Below are 19219 nucleotides of genomic sequence, written 5' to 3'. Positions count from 1 at the left end.
GCCTATCGGGCACCATCTACACACATGACTTCGCGGTTTGTGCCCTACGCCACCACGCCGGGTCGCCTGCTCGGCCAGCTGATCAGCGACATCGTCATCGCCGTCTGGGTGTTGATCTGGTTGTTCGTCGGAATGGCCGTGCACTCGGCGGTCGCAACCATCGCCCAGGTCGGCCGCCAGGTGGAGGACGGTGCGAACGGCATCGCCGACAACCTCGAATCGGCGGGTGAGCAGACCAACGACGTGCCCCTGCTCGGCAACGCCCTGCGCGGCCCGCTGAAGGCCGCGGGCGACGCCGCCCTCGACATCGCCAGCGCGGGGCACAACCTCGACAACACCGCGTCGTGGCTGGCCTGGGTGCTGGCGCTCGCCGTCGCCGCTCCCCCGATCCTGGCCGTCGCGATGCCGTGGGTGTTCCTGCGGGTGCGGTTCGTGCGGCGCAAGTGGACGGCGATCACGCTGGCCGCCACCCCCGCGGGTCAGCAGCTGCTGGCGATGCGGGCGCTGGCCAACCGGCCGCTGGCCAAACTCGTCAGCGTCGACGCCGACCCCGTCGGGGCGTGGCGCAATCAGGACGTCGCGGCGATCCGCGGGCTGGCGGCCCTGGAGTTGCGCGCCGCCGGCATCGCCCGCCGCCTGTAGCCCTGCGATTTGTGCACGATTTCGCGCGCCCACCGCTCGAAATCGTGCACAAATCGCAGCATAGGGAACCGTTGGGGCGGCTCACCGCGTCCATTCGACATGCTCGACGACCATCTGCGTCGCCACGACGGCGTCATCACGCTCGCGCAGGCCCAGCTGTGTGGGCTCAGCCGCCACGCGGTAGAACGACGCGTGCGGGCCGGCCGCTGGCTGCGCTGTTCTCCCGGAGTGTTCTTCGCCGACGATCGCCCGTTCACCGAAGCCGCCCGCATACGCGCCGCGGTCTGGGCGTACGGTCCTCGCGCAGCCGCCAGCGGTCTGGCCGCGGCGTGGTGGCACGAGGTCACACGGTTCGCCCCCGAGACGGTCGAGGTGACGGTCCCACGAGTGAGCAATCACCGCCGTCGTCCCGGGATGCGGCTGCGCCGCCGCGACCTGGATCCTCGCGACATCGTCGAGCGCAACGGCCTGCGGGTCACCGCGCTCCCGCTGACGGTGGTCGAGGCGGCGGTGCGACGCGGTGGCGGCGCGAAGCTTATGGACCGCGCCCTGCAGCGCCACGTCGAACTGGCCCAGCTGTGGCGGGCGCATCTGCGCAACAAGGGCAGGTACGGCTCGCCCGCCGCGCGCCGGCTGTTGCGTGCGGCGCAGGACGGCGCACGGTCGGAGGCCGAGCGGATCCTGGTGAAGCTGCTGCGCGACGCCGACTTCACCGGGTGGACGACGAATCACCCGGTCGGCGGCTACAAGGTGGACGTCGCGTTCCCCGTGCCGAGGGTCGCGATCGAGGTCGACGGCTGGGCCTTCCACACCGACAGCGAGGTGTTCCAGACCGACCGCCAGCGGCAGAACGCCATCGCCCTGCTCGGCTGGAACGTGCTGCGCTTCACCTGGCTCGACCTCACCGAGTACCCCGAGCGGGTGATCGCGACGATTCGCTACGCGACCGGGCAATAGGCGTCACCGGAACGCCCGCCGCAACGCCGCACCGAAGGCGTGCCGCACCGTCACCGACCCCATGCGGACCCGACCGTCGACGACGACGTGCAGCCGCGGCGACGGCGGCGCCGTGCTGACGTTGACGGTGACACTGCCCGCGACGGCGCGCATCGCATCGATGTTCGCGGTGGCGTCGTCAGGCAGGATGATCTCGGTGGTGCTGCAGTAGTCGTCGACGTGGATCGCGACGACCGGGTGCTGCAGGGTGGCCGATCGGAAATCCAGTGTGGTCTCGCATATCCGGGTGTCCAGGACGATGCGCGGGGGTGCAACCCACTTTCCGCGCCGCGACACCGACGTCATCCTGCCCCGCAGCACGGTCGGCTCGGCCGATACCACCTCACGCGTCACCCGCAGCGGGAGATCGGCGAAGACGGCGGCCAGGTCGCCGCGGGTGCGGGCCGCCAGCACGACGTCGAGACGTTCGGTGAATTCGTCGAGCGTCAGCATGCCCTCGCCGACCGCCCGTTCCAGCAATCGGCGCGCCTCGGCCCGATCCGCGTCCGAAATCCGCAGGTGCGCGTCACCACTGGCGAAGTCCACGCCTCCGAGGGTAGGCGGTCTCACGCCCCGAGTTCCACGACCATGTGGCGGATGCCGGTGTGCCGGTTGCTGCGCGCCCACTCGACGGGCTCGACCAGGCGCACGGCGGAGAACCGCGCGAGCAGTTCCTCGAACAGCACCCGCAGTTCCAGCCGCGCGAGGTTGGCGCCGAGGCAGTAGTGCACACCCTGCCCGAAACCGAGGTGCGGGTTGGGTTTCCGCGCGATGTCGAACTCGTCAGGACCGGTGAACACCGCCGCGTCGCGGTTCGCCGACCCTTCCCACACGAGCACCTTCTGCCCGGCCAGCACGCGGTGGCCGCCGAGTTCGGTGTCACGGGTTGCGGTGCGCCGCTTGGACGGCGAGGGCGACGTCCAGCGCACCATTTCCTCGACGGCGGTGGGCAGCAGCGCCGGGTCGGCACGCAGCGCATCGAAGGCCACCGGATGCTCGACGAGTGCCAGCAGTCCGCCGGCGATCGCGTTGCGGGTGGTCTCGGCGCCCGCGCTGAACAGCAGGTAGAAGAACAGGTACAGCTCGGCGTCGGACAGCCACGATTCGGCGGCCACCACTGACAGCATGTCGTCGCCGGGTTCGGCGCGCTTGCGGGCCACCAGATCCGAACCGTAGGCGTACATCCGGGATCCGGCGTCCTCCACCGACAACCGCTCGATCGCGGCCGTGCGGGAACCGCGGAAGTCGAAACCGGGTTCCACAGCCTCGAACAGCCAGTGCCGGTCGGTTTCGGGGACGCCGAGCAGGATGCAGATCATCTGCATCGGCAGTTCGGCGGCGACCTGCGGGAGGAAGTCGAAGGGCTCGCCGTCGGCGACCTCGTCGAGCAGCATCCGGGCCCGCTGCCGCAGATCGTCGGTGACGCGGGCGATCATCCGCGGTGACAGTCCCGAGTTCACCAGTCGGCGGATCTGCGCATGCCGCGGATCGTCCATCATGTTGAGCACCTGACCGGCGATCGGCAGATCCTGCAGCAACGTGCCGCCGTAGGGCCGCTCGCCTCCGGTCACCGACGAGTAGGTGTCCTGATCACGCAACACCGCAAGGGTTTCCGCGTAGGTGGCGACGGACCAGAAGCCTTCGCCGTCCGGGGTGTGCTCGGTGGGTTCGTGCCAGTACACCGGCGCGTCGCGGCGATGCACCGCGAACAGTTCGTGGGGGAAGCCGTTCGCGAAGTTGTCCAGATCGGTGAAGTCGATCTGCGACAGCCCCGCCGCGCGGGTCACAGGATGGCGCCCGAGGTGTACTTGGCGGCTTCCGGGTAGCGACTGACCAGTTCGTCGACGGCCTGCGCCACCCGGTCCACCTGGTCACCGGCGGCTCCGCTGAAGGCCTGCCTGTCGGCCAGCGCATCGTCGAGCGCGACGCGGTCCAGCGGCAGCCGCGGGTCGGCCGCCAGCCGGTCGAGCAGGTCGGGCTCCCGGCCCTTCTCCCGCATCGCCAGGGCGACGGCCACCGCGTGTTCCTTGATGACCTCGTGGGCGGTCTCGCGCCCGACACCGGCCCGCACGGCGGCGATCAGGATTCGGGTCGTCGCCAGGAACGGCAGGTAGCGGTCGAGTTCGCGCTGGATGACGGCCGGGTAGGCGCCGAACTCGTCCAGCACGGTCAGGAACGTCTCGGTCTGCCCGTCGATGGCGAAGAACGCGTCGGGCAGCGCCACCCGGCGCACGACCGAGCAGAACACGTCGCCTTCGTTCCACTGCGCGCCGGCCAGTTCGGCGGCCATCGAGCCGTACCCGCGCAGCACGACCTGCAGACCGTTGACCCGTTCGCACGACCGGGTGTTCATCTTGTGCGGCATCGCCGACGATCCGACCTGCCCGGGCGCGAAACCCTCGGTCACCAGTTCGTGGCCGGCCATCAGCCGGATGGTGTGCGCCAGCGAGGACGGGCCCGCGCCCAGCTGCACCAGCGCGGAGACGACGTCGTGGTCGAGCGAGCGCGGATACACCTGGCCGACGCTGGTGAAAACGTCTCGGAAGCCGAGGAATTCGGCGACCCGCCGTTCGAGGTCGGCCAGTTTGGCGGTGTCGCCGCCGAACAGGTCGAGCATGTCCTGCGCGGTGCCCATCGGACCTTTGATGCCGCGCAGCGGGTAGCGGGCGATCAGTTCCTCGACCCGCTTCAGCGCGAGCAGCGTCTCCTCGGCGGCCGAGGCGAACCGCTTGCCCAGGGTGGTGGCCTGCGCGGCGACGTTGTGGCTGCGGCCGGCCATCACCAGGTCTCGATAGCTCACGGCGCGCTCGGCGAGCCGCGCGACGACGGCGACCCCGTGGGCGTGCACCAGTTCCAGGCTGCGGCGGATCTGCAGCTGCTCGACGTTCTCGGTGAGGTCGCGGCTGGTCATGCCCTTGTGCACGTGTTCGTGGCCGGCCAGCGCGTTGAACTCCTCGATGCGGGCCTTGACGTCGTGGCGGGTCACCCGCTCGCGGGCCGCGATCGACGCCAGGTCGACGGTCTCGAGGACGCGTTCGTAGTCGGCCACCACCCCGTCGGGCACGTCGACGCCGAGCTCGGCCTGGGCGCGCAGCACCGCCAGCCACAGCCGGCGCTCGGCGACGATCTTGGCTTCCGGCGACCAGATCGCCACCATGTCCTCGCTGGCGTAGCGGTTGGCCAGCACGTTCGGGATCGTCACAGACACACAGCTTACGGCGCGGATCGGGCAGGCTGGCCACGTGTACTTCGTCGGTATCGACCTGGCGTGGGGTGAGCGCAGCCCCACCGGCCTCGCGGTCGCCGACTCCCGCGGCGCACTGGTGCACCTCGCCGCCGCGACGACCGACGCCGACATCGTGGCGCAGCTCGCCCCGTATGCGGCGCAGGCGAGCGTGCTGGCGATCGACGCTCCGCTGGTGGTGACGAACCCGACGGGCAACCGGCCGTGCGAGGCGGCGCTCAACCGCGACTTCCGCGCCTTCGAGGCGGGTTGTCATCCGTCGAACACCGGTCATCCGTGGTTCGCGGCGGGCAGTCGCGGCGCCCGATTGGCCGACGCCCTGGGCCGGCCCGCAATCGAGGTGTATCCGCACGCCGCCACGGTGGCGTTGTTCGGCCTCGCCAAGACGCTGAAGTACAAGCAGAAGCCGGGCCGCGACGTGGCGCAGCTGCGCGCTGAACTGCTCCGGCTGATGTCCCTGGTCGAGTCCCTCGCAACGGCCGACCCACCGCTGAACGCCTTGCGCCACCCTGAGTGGGTGCGCATGCGCGACTCGGTCGCGACGGCCACCCGCAAATCGCAGCTGCGCCGCGCCGAGGATCCGGTCGATGCGGTCGTGTGCGCCTACGTCGCGCTGTTCGCCACGCGCCGGCCCGCCGACGTCACCACCTACGGCGACGAGACGACCGGCTGCATCGTGACGCCGACCCTGGGCCGGACTACTCCGCCAGGTGGACCGGATCGCTGACGCGGGTGCCGATCTTGCGGTTGATCAGCATGGTGACGAAGAACAGCACGATGCCGATGACGACGAGGATCAGCGCCACGGAGTACTGCTGGGCGGGGCGCCCGGAGAACGGCAGCACCAGGTACAGCGATGCGGCGAACCCGATCCACGGCAGCACCGTCGGCGTCTTGAAATGCCCGCCCGTGGCCTGCACGTCGCGCCGCAGCCGCAGCACCGCGATGTTGACGACGGCGAAAACGCCGAGCAACAGCAGTGATGTGGTGCCTCCGAGCACCGAGATGGCGCTGCTGCTGGCGAACACGCTCACGTAGAAGATGAGCCCGAACGCGATCAGCGTCGTGAACAGGATTGCCACCCACGGCGTCAGCCGGCGGGGGTGCACTCTGCCAAGGACCGGCGGAAGCACATGCTGGCGGGCCATCCCGTAGATCAAGCGGCTGGCCATCAGCATGTTGATCAGCGCGGTGTTGGAGACGGCGAACATCGAGATGAACGGGAAGATCTCGTCGATGGGCAGGTTGGGGGCACCGGCCTTGACCACCTCGACCAGCGGCGTGTCACTGTCGGCGAGCGTGCCGACCGGTACCAGGGCGACGGCCACGACGGCGACGAGCATGTAGATGATGCCGGCGATGGTCAGACCCGTCAGCAGCACCTTCGGGAACGTCTTGGCCGGCTCTTTGGTCTCCTCGGCCATGTTCACCGAATCCTCGAACCCGACCATCGCGAAGAAGGCCAGTGACGTGGCGGCGGTGACGGCCATGAACGCGTTCTTGTCGTCGTCCGTGTCGAAGGCCACGACGCGGGAGAAGTCGACGTCGCCGCCGCGGGTGAACGCCCACAACCCGACGAACAGCACGAGCATCAGGCCGGTGGCCTCGATGATCGTCAGGACGACGTTGAGTTTGATGCTCTCGCCGACTCCCCGGAAGTTCACCGCCGCCAGCAGCGCCATGAATCCGAGCGCGACGGCGGCCACACCGGCTGTGCCCCATTCGAGCCCGAAGCCCTCGATGAGGTTGGCGCCGAAGAACCGCGACGCCGTCGACGCCGAGGTGATGCCCGAGCACATGACCACGAACGCGACGAGGAAGGTGACGAACTGCACCCCGAATGCCTTGTGCGCGTACAGCGCAGCCCCGGCCGCCTGCGGATACTTGGTGACCAGTTCCAGGTAGCTGAACGCGGTGATGGTGGCGATGAGGAAGGCCACCAGGAATGGAAGCCACGCTGCCCCACCGACTTCGGCGGCCACGTCACCGGTGAGCGCGTACACTCCGGTGCCGAGGATGTCGCCGACGACGAACAGCAGCAACAGTCCGGGGCCCATGACGCGGCGCAGTTCGGGCTGCGCCTCGACCGTGTCTGGCTGGCTCATGGGCTCCTCCGTCACTGTTGGTCGGTCATCATCATCGGGCAGCGACGACCGCGACGCAGCCTCATTGCCGCAATCGTTGTCGAACCGGCCGTCAGCCCACCGGTGCGAGCACGTCGATGACGTCGATCAGAGTGGCACGTGCGGTGGCACGCGGCCCGTCGCCGTCCCCGACCAGGGCGGCGACCACGGCGCCGTCGACCGCGCAGACCAGCGCGGTGAGGAATTCCGCGCGCACCGACCGCCCGCAGCGCTCCACCACCTCGACGACCGCGTCGGTGCGCTGCCGCAGGATGCGGCGCTGGACGTCACGCAGCGCCGGTTGACGCGCACAGGCGATGTAGCGCTCGTAACGCGAGATCAGTTCTTCGCCGCCGCGGGCGCCCAGCGCATCGCCGAGGAGGAGATCGACCAGGACGTCGGCGGTGGACTCGGCGCCACGGCGCCGCCGGGACAGCGCCGCGACCCGCTGCTGCAACCGCTCGGCCTCGCGGCTTCCCTCGTGCTCGACGGCCTTGACGATGAGGTCGTCCAGCGACGAGAAGTAGTAGGTCGTCGAGGCGAGCGGCAGGCCGGCGCGGCGCGCCACGGCGCGGTGCCGAACGGCGTCGAATCCCCCTTCGCACAGCAGATCGGCGGCCGCGCTGACCAGCGCGTACCGCCTGCGTTCCCCTTTCGGAGTGACTGCTGCCGTCACGCTTCGTATGCTGCCAGCCACCGGGGTGGGGCATCGTCGTTTCGCCCAAACCCCAGCCATTCTTCAGACAAGTCAGCCGGGAATCCGGCCGCGGAGTTCCGGTGGCAAGATGGCCGCCATGTCCCAGCTGAGTCGCCGCGCCGTCCTGCGCCTCGCGGCGGGTACGGCCGCGGGTGCGGCGGGCGCCGTCACGTTCGGCACCGTCCCTTCGGCGGCGGCGCCCCCACCGCAGTCGGCGCCGACCTATGTCACGGGGTCGTTCGTGTCAGCCGCCCGCGGCGGGGTGAGCACGAACTGGGCGATCGCCCGACCGCCGGGGCAGACCGGCGCGCTGCGCCCGGTGATCGCGCTGCACGGCAAGGGCGCCGATGCCGCCCAGGTGATGGCCGGCGGCGTCGAGCAGGGGTTGGCCGAGGCGGTCAGCGCCGGGCTGCCGCCGTTTGCGGTCGTCGCCGTCGACGGCGGTGGAAGTTATTGGCACAAGCGGGCTTCCGGCGAGGATTCCGGCGCCATGGTGCTCGACGAACTGCTGCCCATGCTCGCCGACCAGGGCCTCGACACCTCCCGCGTCGGATTCCTCGGCTGGTCGATGGGAGGCTACGGCGCGCTGCTGCTGGGTGCCCGGCTGGGGCCGGCGCGCACTGCCGCGATCTGCGCGGTCAGCCCGGCGCTGTGGACGTCGGCGGGCGCGACCGCCCCGGGCGCGTTCGACGGCGCCGACGACTATGCGGCCAACAGCGTGTGGGGACGGCCGGAGTTCGCGTCGATCCCGATCCGGATCGATTGCGGCACTTCCGATCCCTTCTATTCGGCGACGCAGCAGTTCATCGATCAGCTGCCCACCCCGCCTGCGGGCGGGTTCTCCCCCGGCGGGCACGACGGCGGGTTCTGGAGTTCGCAGCTGCCGGCGGAGATCACCTGGATGGCACCGCTGCTGACGGCCTGAAATCCGGGTCGGCCCCCTGCCCGCCGAACCTAGAGCGTGATCTTGCCCTCGGCCGCGGCCTGTCCGATGTCCCGGCGGAAGTGGCTGCCGGGCAACCGGATCGAGGACAGGGTCGCGTAGGCCTCCGTCCGCGCGGCGTCGAGGTCGGCGCCGGTGCCGACCACCGAGAGCACCCGGCCGCCGGAGGACACGATGGCGCCGTCGTCGCGGCGGGCGGTGCCGGCGTGCAGCACACCCTCCGCGTCGGCGCCGACGATCACGTCGCCCACCCGGGGACGCCCGGGGTAGTTCTCGGCGGCCAGCACCACGGTCACCGCGGCGCCGTCACGCCACTGCAGCGCAGGGAATTCGGCCAACCGGCCGGTCGCCGCGGCGCGCAGCAACTGGCCGAGCGGAGAGTCGAGCAGCGCCAGCACCGACTGCGTCTCCGGATCGCCGAACCGGCAGTTGAACTCGACGACGGCAGGCCCGCGTGAGGTGATCGCCAGACCGGCGTACAGCAGGCCGGAGAACGAGCTGCCGCGCCGGACCATTTCGGCGGCAACGGGTTTGACGATCTCGTCGACGATTCCGGTGGTGACGTCGGCGGGCAGCCAGGGCAGTGGCGCGTAGGCGCCCATACCGCCGGTGTTGGGTCCGGTGTCGCCGTCGCCGACGCGTTTGAAGTCCTGCGCAGGCAGCAGCGGGACCACGGTGTCGCCGTCGACGACGCAGAACAGCGACACCTCGGGACCGTCGAGGAACGATTCGAGCAGGACCGGGTGGCCGGAGTCGAGCAGACCCGCGGCGTGGGCACGCGCGGCGTCGCGGTCGGCGGTCACCACCACACCCTTGCCGGCGGCGAGCCCGTCGTCCTTGACCACCCAGGCGGCCTCACCGGCGGGCGGCCCGAACCGGTCGAGCGCGGCGTCGAGGTGGCCGGGGTTGTCGACGATCTCGCTGCTCGCCGTGCGCACGCCTGCGGCGTTCATGACGTCCTTGGCGAACGCCTTGGAACCTTCGATGCGGGCGGCGTCCCTGCTGGGGCCGAAGCAGGCGATCCCGGCGGCGCGCAGCGCATCGCCGACCCCCAGCACGAGCGGCACCTCGGGTCCGATGACCACGAGGTCGGCACCGATCCGGCGGGCCAGCTCGGTGACGGCATCGGCGGAGGTGACGTCGACGTCGTACTGGTCGGCGACCGCGGCCGTACCGGGATTGCCGGGTGCCACCGCAAGCGCCTCCACCTCGGGGTCGCGCCGCAGCGCCAGCAGCAGGGCATGTTCACGGGCACCGGATCCGATTACCAGGACGCGCACATGAGCACCCTAGACCGTGACCCGGGCATACACGTTGCGTCTAAGTGTATGGTCGTTGCTGAGCGTGTTCAGCGTCACACCGAAAGGCGGTCCCCATGACCACGATGGATCGATGCCCGTTCGGCGCCGGTTTCGACTTCACCGACCCCGACGTGCTGTTGCGGGGCATCCCGGTCAACGAGTTCGCCGCGCTGCGCAAGACCGCGCCGGTCTGGTGGAACGAGCAGCAGGAGTCGATCTTCGACGACGGCGGCTACTGGGTGATCAGCCGTCACGAGGACATCAAGTCGATCTCCCGTAACGGCGACCTGTGGTCGACCAACGCCAAGGGCGCCGTCATGCGGTTGCCGGAAGGCGTCACGGCCGAACAACTGGACCTGACCAAGGCGCTGCTGATCAACCACGACGCCCCCGAACACACCCGGCTGCGCAAGATCGTGTCGCGGCTGTTCACGCCGCGCTCGGTGGCCGCACTCGAGGAGAAGCTGGCGGTCTCCGCGCGAGAGATCGTCGCGGCCGCGCGCGAGAAGGGCGACGGCGACTTCGTCACCGACATCGCGATGAACCTGCCGCTGCAGGCGATCGCCGACCTCATCGGGGTGCCCGAGGCCGACCGCGAGAAGCTCTTCCACTGGACGAACTGCATCATGAACACCGACGACCCCGACTTCGACTCCGATCCGACGGTCGCCAACGCCGAGTTGATGGGTTACGCCTACAACATGGCCGAGGAGCGCAGGCGATGCCCGGCCGACGACATCGTGACGCGGCTGATCCAGGCGGACATCGACGGTGAGTCGCTCGGGGACGTCGAGTTCGCGTTCTTCGTCATCCTGCTGGCGGTGGCCGGCAACGAGACCACCCGCAACGCGATGACCCACGGGATGAACGCGTTCTTCGACAACCCTGCGCAGTGGGACCTGTTCGTGCGGGAGCGGCCGGAGACCGCGGTCGACGAGATCGTGCGGTGGGCCACCCCCGTGCACTGCTTCCAGCGCACCGCGCTGACCGACGTCGAACTCGGCGGCGTGACAATCCGCCAGGGGCAGCGGGCCGGCCTGTTCTACAGCTCGGCGAACTACGACGAGGCCGTGTTCGACCGTCCCTTCGAGTTCGACATCCTGCGCGACCCCAACCCCCACCTCGGGTTCGGCGGGAACGGGGCGCACTACTGCATCGGGGCCAACCTGGCCCGCATGGAGATCAAGCTGATCTTCAACGAGCTGGCCGACCAGATCCCGGGCATAGCGAAATTGGGCGAACCGCAACGACTCCGGTCGGGGTGGATCAACGGGGTCAAGGAGCTGCCGGTCAGCTACCGGAGCTGACGCCCTCTCCAAGTAGCATCTGCGCATGCGCACGCACGGCTGGTCGGGTTCTGCGCCGGCCAGCGACGAGGAGGCGGTCGAGCGGATACTTGCCGCGGCGGGCCGGGCCATCGACGAGCGGGGCGCCGACCTGAGCATCGCCGACGTCGCCCGCACGCTGGGGGTCACCCGCCAGACGGTGTACCGCTACTTCCCCAGCACCGAGGCGCTGCTCGTCGAAGCGGCGGTGCACGCCGCGGCGGATTTCCTCGACCGGCTGGCCGAGCACGTGCACGGCCTCACCGAGCCCGAGGAGGCGGTGACCGAGGCGATCGCCACCGCGCTGGAGTGGCTGCCGAAGGACAAGCACATCGGTCTGCTCGTCACGCCGGGCCGGGCCGATGCGCATTCGGAGTCGGTGACCTCGGATGTGGCGCTGCAGTTCGCCAACGCGATGGTGCGCCGGTTCGACGTCGACTGGACGGCGCTGGGGTTCAGCGATGACGACCTCGACGAGCTGGCCGAGTACCTGTTGCGCATCATCCAGTCGTTCGTCGTCGACCCGGGCCGCCCGCCTCGCACCGGCGAAGCGTTGCGCGGGTTCCTGCGCCGCTGGGTCGGCGCGGCGGTGCGCCGCTGACACCGCTCAGACGCAGAAAGGGGCGCCCCGCTTCCGGGGCGCCCCTTTGTCGACGTGGTGGGGGTCAGCGGGTGGTGACGTAGACGACGCGGTCTTCGTTGTCGTAGCGCACCGAGACGATGCTGGACTCGTCGAGGGGCTTGTTCATGCCCTGCTGGCTGACGCGGACCTCGTAGCCGCGGTCATCGAGCGAGCTGATGGTGTCGGCGGCGTTGCCGGGGCCGGCGGGGGCGGCCTGGGCGGGGGCGGCGAAGCCGAGGAATCCGGTGGCCAGTCCGCCGGCGATGATGGTGGCGAATCCGAACTTGTTCATTTCCGTACCTCTTCGTGTCCGTTCGGTCTGGAGGGTTTTCCTGGCCGGTCTGATCGCTACAACGCGGAGCTCAGCGGGCGTTCATCCCGCTGGCAGTGATTGACCGCCCCGTGGCAGGAAGTGCTCCGTGGACGCGAACGCGCCGAGACTGCGGGGAGATCGCGAAATCCGGCTGGAACGCGATCTCCCCGCAGTCTCGGCGAATGGCGGAGTGGAAGAAGAGGTCAGACGACCGTCAGCGGCAGCGACCGTCGCGGCTGGAATGTGAAGTCGGCTCCCCCGCTGAAGCGGACCACCGACACCTCGGACAGTTCCTTCGCCGCCTCGTCGGTCTCGATCACGCGGACCGTCCAGTCACTCTCGGTGCCTGACACCTCCGCGCGCAGACGCGGATCGACCGCCTGCACAGCGGCCTGCAGCGGCAGGTCGGCCGCCGGTGACACCAGTGAGATCCACGCGCCGTCGTCGTGTGCGGGCGATCGACGCACGTGCAGGAAGCCGGGGTCGACGTCGGCCCACACGTAGGCGGCGGGGTTGAGCATCGGGTGCAGTTCCAGCACCCGCAGCGCCCCCTTGGCATCGGTGGACAGGTTGAGCGCCGTGCGGATCCGGTCCGCCGCCACCCCGGCGATGCCGATGAGCTGCTTGGTGCGGATCGAGTGTTCCAGCGCCGTGTCGTCCTTCGCGCGCGCTCGCACCGCCAGGTTGAACGACAGCACCAGCAGGTGCATCTGGAGGCACACCTCGTCGGCGATGCGCACCAGCGCCGAATGCGAGAACGCACCGAAGTCGACGTCGGACAGCAGCGGGCCCGAGTAGTCGGACATGCCCTCGTCGTCGGGGTCGATCGGATCGAGTTCGCATGAGTGCGCCCGGCTGGCGCCGATCACGTCGAGTGCAGGGATGAAGTCCACCTCGGGATAGGACTCGTCGATGATGACGGTCCATGCGCAGTGCGGGTGCCGGTCCGCCGGAGTCCTGGGCGGCCGGTGGATCGGCCGGACCTGACAGCGCCGGTTGGTGGCCAGCGCGGTCGCGTCGAACGTCGGATCCTCGATGTCGTGGCACATGCCGCGGACGTAGTCCTCGCCCATCGGCTCCACGTCGAGCAGCGCACCGCAGTGGTCGAGGTGGAACTCGCCGTGCCAGCGGTCGTGGACGGTGTAGCGGAAGTCCATGAACTGCGGGGGCGCTCCGATGTCGAGCTGCAGGCCTTTGAAGATCGTGATGATGTCGACGCCTTCGTACTTCAGCGCCTTCTGCATCCGCTTGGTGTAGAGCGGACTCGACGCCGCCCACTCCTCGATCGCGATCTGCAGCATCTCTTCGCGGCCGAAATTCGAGATGCACCAGGCCATTCCGGACCGGTCGATCAGCTGGCCGATCAACAGCAACTCGGGTACGAGCGTGGCGAGTTCTTCGCGAGACAGCGCGGCGTACCTACTCATCATCGAGACTGCTCCCGGAGTGCATCTTCAGCGCGGCGTTGACGTTGCCCTTCTTGTCTTCGCCGCGGCCCTTCTCGGCGGCCTTCCGCCGCTGGCCGGCCACCTTGGTGACCACCCCGTCGAGCTTGGAGCCGAGCGGGAAGCCGAGGTAGTGGGTCAGGAAGATCGCCATCTCCTTGAGCTCTTCCTCACTCAGCTCACCGTTGGCCATCGCGGCGTTCGTCTGGATCTCGGCCAGATCGGTGATGCCCAGCGCGGTCACCACGGTCAGCGTCATGATCCGCTTGTCGCGCATGGACAGACCGGGCCGGTTCCAGATGGTGCCGAAGAGGTGGTCAGCCGTCAGCGCGAAGTAGTCGCCCGGCATATCGGGCATCTCCCACCCGTACACCTCGTTCATCTTCTCGAGGCCCTTGCGGCGCAATTCGTCCATCGGCTACTCCTCTTCGCTCGACTCCACGTGCGGCACTCCGAGACCGTCCGCGAGATTCTGCAAGGCGATCCGCGCCAGCGGCAGCTCCACGTCGAGTTCCTCTCCCAGTGCCAGCGCCAGGCGCAGATCCTTCTCCCCCAGCCCGCGGGTGTGCACGAACATGTCGTAGAGAAAGTTGGCGTGGTCGAGCGGCCGCATGTCCTCGCGGACCATGATCGCGCCGGGACCACCGGACTGGGCGTCGCTGTGCCGGACCACCCGGCCGAGCGCCTGCAGATCGAGGCCGGCCTTCTCCGCCAGTGCCATCGCCTCGCACGCCGCGGTGAATCCGGTGAACGTCAACATGTTGCGGGCCAGCTTCATCCGTGTTCCGGCACCCGGCTCGCCGGCGTGCACGACCACCGACGCCCACTGTTTGAACGCCGGTTTGATGCGCTCGTAGACGGAGCGCTCCGCGCCCACCATGACGGCCAGCTCACCCTTCTCGGCGGCGCTCGCGCCGCCACTGACGGGGGCGTCGACGATGTGGATGCCCTGCGGCGCGAGCTCCTGCGCAAGCTGCACCGCGGTGTCCGGGCTGATCGTCGAGTGGATGGCGATGACGGTGCCCTGCTTGGCACGCGGGACGAGTTCGGCGACGACGCCGCGCACCTGTTCGCCGTTGAGCACGGTGATGCTGACGATGTCGGCGGCCGCGACATCGGCGACGCTGTCGGCAAGCGCGGCACCGGCTTCGGCCAGCGGCGTCATCGCATCGGTGCGCACGTCGAACACGATCAGACCGCCCGGCCAGTTCGTCAGCCGCCTGGCCATCGGAGCACCCATGTTGCCCAGGCCGATGTAGCCGTACTTCAGGCTCTGCTCTTCGCGCGAGCGCTCATCGCCAGATCGCAGAGTCATGACCGGATGATCTGTCCGCCGTCGACGTTGAAGATCTGGCCGGTGACCCACTTCGCCTGATCCGACAGCAGGAACAGGCACATCCCGACGAGGTCCTCGGGCTGGCCCATCCGCGAGAGCGGAATGCCCTTGACGATGTCGGCGACCATCTCCTGCGGCGTGGTGGTGCGGTTGGCCTCGGTGTCGATGGGCCCTGGGGCGATCGCGTTGACGCGGATGTTCTGGCCGCCGAGTTCGGTGGCCAGCTGCTGGGTCAGGCCGTTGATGCCGACCTTGGCCAGCCCGTAGAAGTTCGAGTACAGCCACGCCGCGGTGGACGACTGGTTGACGATCGCCCCGCCCCCGCGTTTGGCCATCTTGCGGTAGACCGCCCGGGTGCACACCAGCGCGCCGTCGAGGTTCACGCTCATGAACTTCTTGTAGTAGTCCCAGTCGACGGTGATCAGGAAGTCGAGCTTCATCCCGCCGAAGATCGCGGCGTTGTTGACCAGGTAGTCGATGCCGCCGAACTCCGAGAGCGTCTGCGCCGCCATCTCTTTGGCGGAGTCCGGTTCGGAGACGTCCACCCGGACCGCGAGCGCGTTGCCGCCCTCACCCAAGATGGCGTCGGCCACCTTCTGCGCGCCCTCGAGATTGATGTCGGCCACCACGACGGCGGCGCCCTCACGGGCCAGCGCCTCGGCGTACGCCTGGCCGATACCGCCGCCCGCCCCGGTGACGATCGCGACCTTGTCCTTGAAGTCGTCGCCGTAGTTGACCATCGAAGCTCCTTAATTCGCTGCTGTGGCAATGAGTTTGATCTCGGTGTACTCCTCGAACCCGGCAACGCCCATCTCGCGGCCGATGCCGGACTGTTTGTAGCCACCGAAGGGCGCGTCCGCGGAGTACCAGATGCCGCCGTTGACGTTGACGGTGCCGACCCGCAGACGGTCGGCCACGGCCTGGGCGCGGTCGTCGTCGCCGCTGAAGACGGTCCCGCTCAACCCGTAGGGCGAGTCGTTGGCGATGCGCACGGCGTCGTCATCGCCGTCGTGGGCGATCACCGTCAGGACCGGGCCGAAGATCTCCTCGCGCGCCACCCGCGCGGTGTTGTCCAGACCCGCGATCACCGTCGGCTCGATGAAGAATCCGGTGTCGCGGTCGGCCGGACGCCCACCGCCACAAGCGAATCGGCCACCCTCCTGCAGGGCGAGGTCGAGGTAGCCCTGCACCCGGTCGCGTTGTCGGGCCGATATCACCGGCCCGCAGACGGTCCGCTTGCTGGTCGGGTCGCCCGGCTTGAGCGAACCCATCGTGGCCGCCGCCGCCTCGACGGCTTCGTCGTAACGGTCGCGCGGCACCACCAGCCGGGTGGTGATCGCGCACCCCTGGCCCGCGTGCATGGCGGCGGTGAACGCGGCCATCGAGCAGGCGCCGCCGAGGTCGGCGTCGTCGAGGACCAGGAACGCCGATTTGCCCCCGAGTTCGAGGAACACCTTCTTGATGGTGGCGGCGGCGTCGGTCATCACGGCGCGGCCGGTCGCGGTCGACCCGGTGAACGACACCATGTCCACCCGCGGGTCCTGGCTCAGCAGCGCGCCGACGGCATGGTCGCTGGAGGTGACGACGTTGATGACGCCGGGCGGGAAATCCGTGTGCTCGGCGATGATCTCGCCGACCGCCGCCGCGCACCACGGGGTGTCCGGGGCGGGTTTGAGGACCAGCGTGTTGCCGGCCGCGAGGGCCGGGCCGATCTTGGCGAGGTTGATCTGGTGCGGGAAGTTCCAGGGTGTGATCGCGCCGACGACGCCGACGGCCTCGCGGGCGAGGGTGCGGCGGGTAGGGATGCCCTGCGGGGTGGCGTGGCCGAGGTCGGTGCGCCACGGGTAGTTCTCGGCCGTGTCGGCGCAGAACCCCAGATCGTCGACCGGGCCTTCGAGCTGCGCCCCGGCGGTCAGCATCCGGGGTGCGCCGACTTCGGCGATGGTCAGGTCACGCATCTCTTCCACGTGCTCGCGCAGCGCGTCCTTGAGCTGACGCAGGCAGCGCACGCGCAGCTCGGTGTTGGTCGACCAGTCGGTGTCGTCGAACGCCGCCCGCGCCGCGGCGATCGCCCGGCCCATGTCGTCGAGGTCCGCGTCGGCCGCGACGCCGAGCACCTCCTCGGTCGCCGGGTTCACGGTCGGGAATGCCCCCGCACTGCCCGCGACCAGCTTTCCGTCGACGAGCAGTCGGCTCTCGCCGTTGGCCAGTATCGACATCCGCACTCCACTCCGCATCACTGGACAGCTGTCCGGCTCTGTTTCCTCGAACCTTAGACGCCAATCCGTCGAGGTGGCAAGGACTCACCGGCAGAAATCGGCGCTTGCCTCTCCCCCATCGGTTCGTCTAACTTGGACATGTGTCCAGCGATGCAGTGGCGGCGCTCACCGAGACGCCGCGCAACCGCCGGCAGGAGGAGACCTTCCGCAAGGTGTTGTCCGCCGGGATCGAGATGCTGCGCGAATCGTCGTACGCCGACCTCACGGTCCGGGCGGTCGCTGCGCGCGCGAAGGTCGCTCCCGCCACCGCGTACACATACTTCTCGTCGAAGAACCATCTGATCGCCGAGGTGTATCTGGATCTCATCCGCCAGGTGCCCTACTTCACCGACGTGAACGACAGCATGCCGACGCGGGTCGACAAGGCCCTGCGGAGCATGACGCTGATGCTCGCCGACGAACCCGAGGTCGCGGCGGCATGCACCACGGCGCTGCTGAGCAACAGCGACGCCGCCGTACGGGCGGCGCGCGACCGCATCGGCGCCGAGATCCACAAGCGCATCGTCTCGGCCATCGGCCCCGGCGCCGATCCGCGCAAGGTTTCGGCGTTGGAAATGACGTTCTTCGGCGCGCTGGTCAACGCAGGCAGCGGTGCCTTCAGCTATCACGAGATCGCCGATCGGCTGACCTACGTCGTCGGCCTCGTCCTCGGAGAGGACCAATGACCGGGGTCTCGGAGAGGACCAATGACCGGGGTCTCGGAGAGGACCAATGAACAGAAGCTCGGAGACGACCAGTGACCCTGACTAGCGACGTGGTGCTCGACCCCTACGACTACGACTTCCACGAGGACCCGTACCCGTACTACAAGCGGTTGCGCGACGAGGCGCCGCTGTACCGCAACGAGCAGCTGGGCTTCTGGGCGCTGTCCCGTCATGCCGATGTGCTGCAGGGATTCCGGAACAGCACGACGCTGTCCAACAAATTCGGCGTCTCGCTCGACCCCGTGTCCCGTGGCCCGCACGCGTCGAAGACGATGTCGTTCCTCGCGATGGACGATCCGGCGCATCTGCGGCTGCGCACCCTGGTCTCGAAGGGCTTCACGCCGCGGCGCATCCGCGAGCTCGAGCCGCGGGTGACCGAGCTGACCCTCAAGCACCTCGACACGATGCTCGAGAAGGCCGGTGACGGAACCGTCGACTACGTCGCCGAATTCGCCGGCAAGCTGCCGATGGACGTCATCTCCGAGCTGATGGGGGTGCCCGAGGCGGACCGCGACCGCATCCGCGCACTGGCCGACGGGGTGATGCACCGCGAAGACGGCATCACCGACGTGCCCGCGGAAGCCATCGAGGCGTCGCTGAACCTCATCGTCTACTACCAGGACATGGTCGCCGAACGCCGTAAGAAGCTCACCGACGACCTGACCTCGGCGCTGCTCGAAGCCGAGATCGACGGTGACCGCCTCACCGACGACGAAGTACTCGGCTTCATGTTCCTGATGGTCATCGCCGGTAACGAGACGACCACCAAACTGCTTGCCAATGCGGCATTCTGGGGCCACAAGAACCCCGATCAGCTCACCCAGGTCTACGAGGACACCGACCGGGTTCCGCTGTGGGTGGAGGAGACGCTGCGCTACGACACCTCGAGCCAGATCCTGGCCCGCACGGTGGTCGGCGAGCTGACCCTCTACGACACCACGATTCCCGACGGCGACGTGGTGCTGCTCCTGCCCGGCTCGGCCCACCGCGACGAACGCGTCTTCGACGACCCCGACGCCTACGTGATCGGACGCGAGATCGGCTCGAAGCTCATGAGTTTCGGTAGCGGCGCACATTTCTGCCTCGGTGCCCACCTGGCCCGCATGGAAGCCCGGGTGGCGCTGACCGAGCTCTTCAGACGAATCCGTGGATACGAAGTGGACGAGGCCAACGCCGTCCGCGTCCACTCGAGCAATGTCCGCGGGTTCGCCCATCTCCCGATCACAGTCCAGCTCCGCTGAAGGACCAT

Annotated in this window: 20 protein-coding genes; 8 read left to right on the top strand and 12 right to left on the bottom strand. The window is 69.0% G+C overall.

Going from position 1 to position 19219, the window contains the following annotated elements; translation table 11 throughout:
* Nucleotides 1–24: 24 nt before the first annotated feature.
* Both G6N30_RS25235 and G6N30_RS25230 read left to right on the top strand, forming a co-directional pair.
* On the top strand, nt 25–642 hold the full coding sequence (locus G6N30_RS25235; RefSeq protein ID WP_134056376.1) for a hypothetical protein: 618 nt from the start codon (nt 25–27) through the stop codon (nt 640–642).
* Between the two features lie 99 nt (nt 643–741).
* Nucleotides 742–1599: a type IV toxin-antitoxin system AbiEi family antitoxin domain-containing protein gene (locus tag G6N30_RS25230; RefSeq protein WP_134056378.1), complete on the top strand. Its 858-nt coding sequence runs from the start codon at nt 742–744 to the stop codon at nt 1597–1599.
* Between the two features lie 3 nt (nt 1600–1602).
* On the opposite strand, the gene G6N30_RS25225 is transcribed toward G6N30_RS25230, so the two are convergent.
* Genes G6N30_RS25225 through purB form a run of 3 tightly spaced genes read right to left on the bottom strand, consistent with a single transcriptional unit; the run spans nt 1603 to nt 4840 of the window.
* The gene (locus tag G6N30_RS25225) at nt 1603–2184 is read right to left on the bottom strand and encodes a DUF1707 SHOCT-like domain-containing protein (RefSeq protein ID WP_134056380.1); all 582 of its coding nucleotides are present in this window, start codon (nt 2182–2184) and stop codon (nt 1603–1605) included.
* Between the two features lie 20 nt (nt 2185–2204).
* The gene (locus G6N30_RS25220; protein ID WP_134056381.1) at nt 2205–3425 is read right to left on the bottom strand and encodes a cytochrome P450; all 1221 of its coding nucleotides are present in this window, start codon (nt 3423–3425) and stop codon (nt 2205–2207) included.
* Nucleotides 3422–4840, bottom strand: coding sequence for an adenylosuccinate lyase (gene purB, locus G6N30_RS25215; RefSeq protein ID WP_134056383.1), 1419 nt, complete (start codon nt 4838–4840; stop codon nt 3422–3424). The genes G6N30_RS25220 and purB overlap by 4 nt, the downstream gene beginning before the upstream one ends.
* A 40-nt stretch (nt 4841–4880) precedes the next feature.
* On the opposite strand from purB, the gene G6N30_RS25210 reads away from it, so the two are divergent.
* A complete protein-coding gene (locus G6N30_RS25210) occupies nt 4881–5609 on the top strand; it encodes a DUF429 domain-containing protein (RefSeq protein ID WP_134056385.1) in 729 nt (242 codons plus the stop codon).
* On the opposite strand, the gene G6N30_RS25205 is transcribed toward G6N30_RS25210, so the two are convergent.
* The gene (locus tag G6N30_RS25205; RefSeq protein ID WP_134056387.1) at nt 5581–6987 is read right to left on the bottom strand and encodes an APC family permease; all 1407 of its coding nucleotides are present in this window, start codon (nt 6985–6987) and stop codon (nt 5581–5583) included. The genes G6N30_RS25210 and G6N30_RS25205 overlap by 29 nt on opposite strands.
* 91 nt (nt 6988–7078) lie before the next feature.
* On the bottom strand, nt 7079–7690 hold the full coding sequence (locus G6N30_RS25200; RefSeq protein ID WP_163687966.1) for a TetR/AcrR family transcriptional regulator: 612 nt from the start codon (nt 7688–7690) through the stop codon (nt 7079–7081).
* Nucleotides 7691–7790: 100 nt separating this feature from the next.
* Here G6N30_RS25200 and G6N30_RS25195 point away from each other — a divergent pair, with 100 nt between their 5' ends.
* Nucleotides 7791–8627 (top strand): alpha/beta hydrolase, encoded by an 837-nt coding sequence (locus tag G6N30_RS25195; RefSeq protein ID WP_134056391.1) that lies wholly within the window; start codon nt 7791–7793, stop codon nt 8625–8627.
* Nucleotides 8628–8656: 29 nt separating this feature from the next.
* On the opposite strand, the gene purD is transcribed toward G6N30_RS25195, so the two are convergent.
* Nucleotides 8657–9925 carry a phosphoribosylamine--glycine ligase gene (gene purD / locus G6N30_RS25190; RefSeq protein WP_134056393.1) on the bottom strand — a complete coding sequence of 423 codons (1269 nt, stop codon included), beginning with the start codon at nt 9923–9925 and terminating at the stop codon, nt 8657–8659.
* 95 nt (nt 9926–10020) lie between these two features.
* Between purD and G6N30_RS25185 the strand changes: the two genes are divergently transcribed.
* Together G6N30_RS25185 and G6N30_RS25180 are read left to right on the top strand one after the other, a co-directional pair.
* Nucleotides 10021–11253: a cytochrome P450 gene (locus G6N30_RS25185; protein WP_134056395.1), complete on the top strand. Its 1233-nt coding sequence runs from the start codon at nt 10021–10023 to the stop codon at nt 11251–11253.
* Between the two features lie 25 nt (nt 11254–11278).
* The gene (locus G6N30_RS25180; protein ID WP_134056397.1) at nt 11279–11872 is read left to right on the top strand and encodes a TetR/AcrR family transcriptional regulator; all 594 of its coding nucleotides are present in this window, start codon (nt 11279–11281) and stop codon (nt 11870–11872) included.
* Nucleotides 11873–11936: 64 nt separating this feature from the next.
* Here G6N30_RS25180 and G6N30_RS25175 read toward each other — a convergent pair whose 3' ends face one another.
* The 6 genes from G6N30_RS25175 to G6N30_RS25150 all read right to left on the bottom strand — a co-directional run bounded on the left by G6N30_RS25175 (nt 11937) and on the right by G6N30_RS25150 (nt 17206).
* Nucleotides 11937–12185: a hypothetical protein gene (locus G6N30_RS25175; RefSeq protein ID WP_134056399.1), complete on the bottom strand. Its 249-nt coding sequence runs from the start codon at nt 12183–12185 to the stop codon at nt 11937–11939.
* 224 nt (nt 12186–12409) lie between these two features.
* Nucleotides 12410–13636, bottom strand: a complete 1227-nt coding sequence (locus G6N30_RS25170; RefSeq protein WP_134056402.1) for a hypothetical protein — start codon at nt 13634–13636, stop codon at nt 12410–12412.
* Complete coding sequence (locus G6N30_RS25165; RefSeq protein ID WP_134056404.1) at nt 13626–14066, bottom strand: carboxymuconolactone decarboxylase family protein; 441 nt, start codon at nt 14064–14066, stop codon at nt 13626–13628. Before G6N30_RS25165 ends, G6N30_RS25170 begins: the two co-directional genes overlap by 11 nt.
* A 3-nt stretch (nt 14067–14069) precedes the next feature.
* Nucleotides 14070–14966, bottom strand: coding sequence for an NAD(P)-dependent oxidoreductase (locus tag G6N30_RS25160; RefSeq protein WP_134056406.1), 897 nt, complete (start codon nt 14964–14966; stop codon nt 14070–14072).
* Nucleotides 14963–15727 (bottom strand): SDR family oxidoreductase, encoded by a 765-nt coding sequence (locus G6N30_RS25155; RefSeq protein WP_134056408.1) that lies wholly within the window; start codon nt 15725–15727, stop codon nt 14963–14965. The genes G6N30_RS25160 and G6N30_RS25155 overlap by 4 nt, the downstream gene beginning before the upstream one ends.
* A gap of 9 nt (nt 15728–15736) precedes the next feature.
* Nucleotides 15737–17206 (bottom strand): aldehyde dehydrogenase, encoded by a 1470-nt coding sequence (locus G6N30_RS25150; RefSeq protein ID WP_134056410.1) that lies wholly within the window; start codon nt 17204–17206, stop codon nt 15737–15739.
* A 140-nt stretch (nt 17207–17346) separates the two neighbouring features.
* On the opposite strand from G6N30_RS25150, the gene G6N30_RS25145 reads away from it, so the two are divergent.
* Nucleotides 17347–17931, top strand: coding sequence for a TetR family transcriptional regulator (locus G6N30_RS25145; protein ID WP_134056412.1), 585 nt, complete (start codon nt 17347–17349; stop codon nt 17929–17931).
* Between the two features lie 71 nt (nt 17932–18002).
* Nucleotides 18003–19211 (top strand): cytochrome P450, encoded by a 1209-nt coding sequence (locus G6N30_RS25140; protein WP_134056414.1) that lies wholly within the window; start codon nt 18003–18005, stop codon nt 19209–19211.
* Nucleotides 19212–19219: the final 8 nt, after the last annotated feature.

The sequence above is a fragment of the Mycolicibacterium litorale genome, from assembly GCF_010731695.1.
Classification (GTDB): domain Bacteria; phylum Actinomycetota; class Actinomycetes; order Mycobacteriales; family Mycobacteriaceae; genus Mycobacterium; species Mycobacterium litorale.
This window is presented reverse-complemented; position numbering and strand designations above follow the sequence as displayed.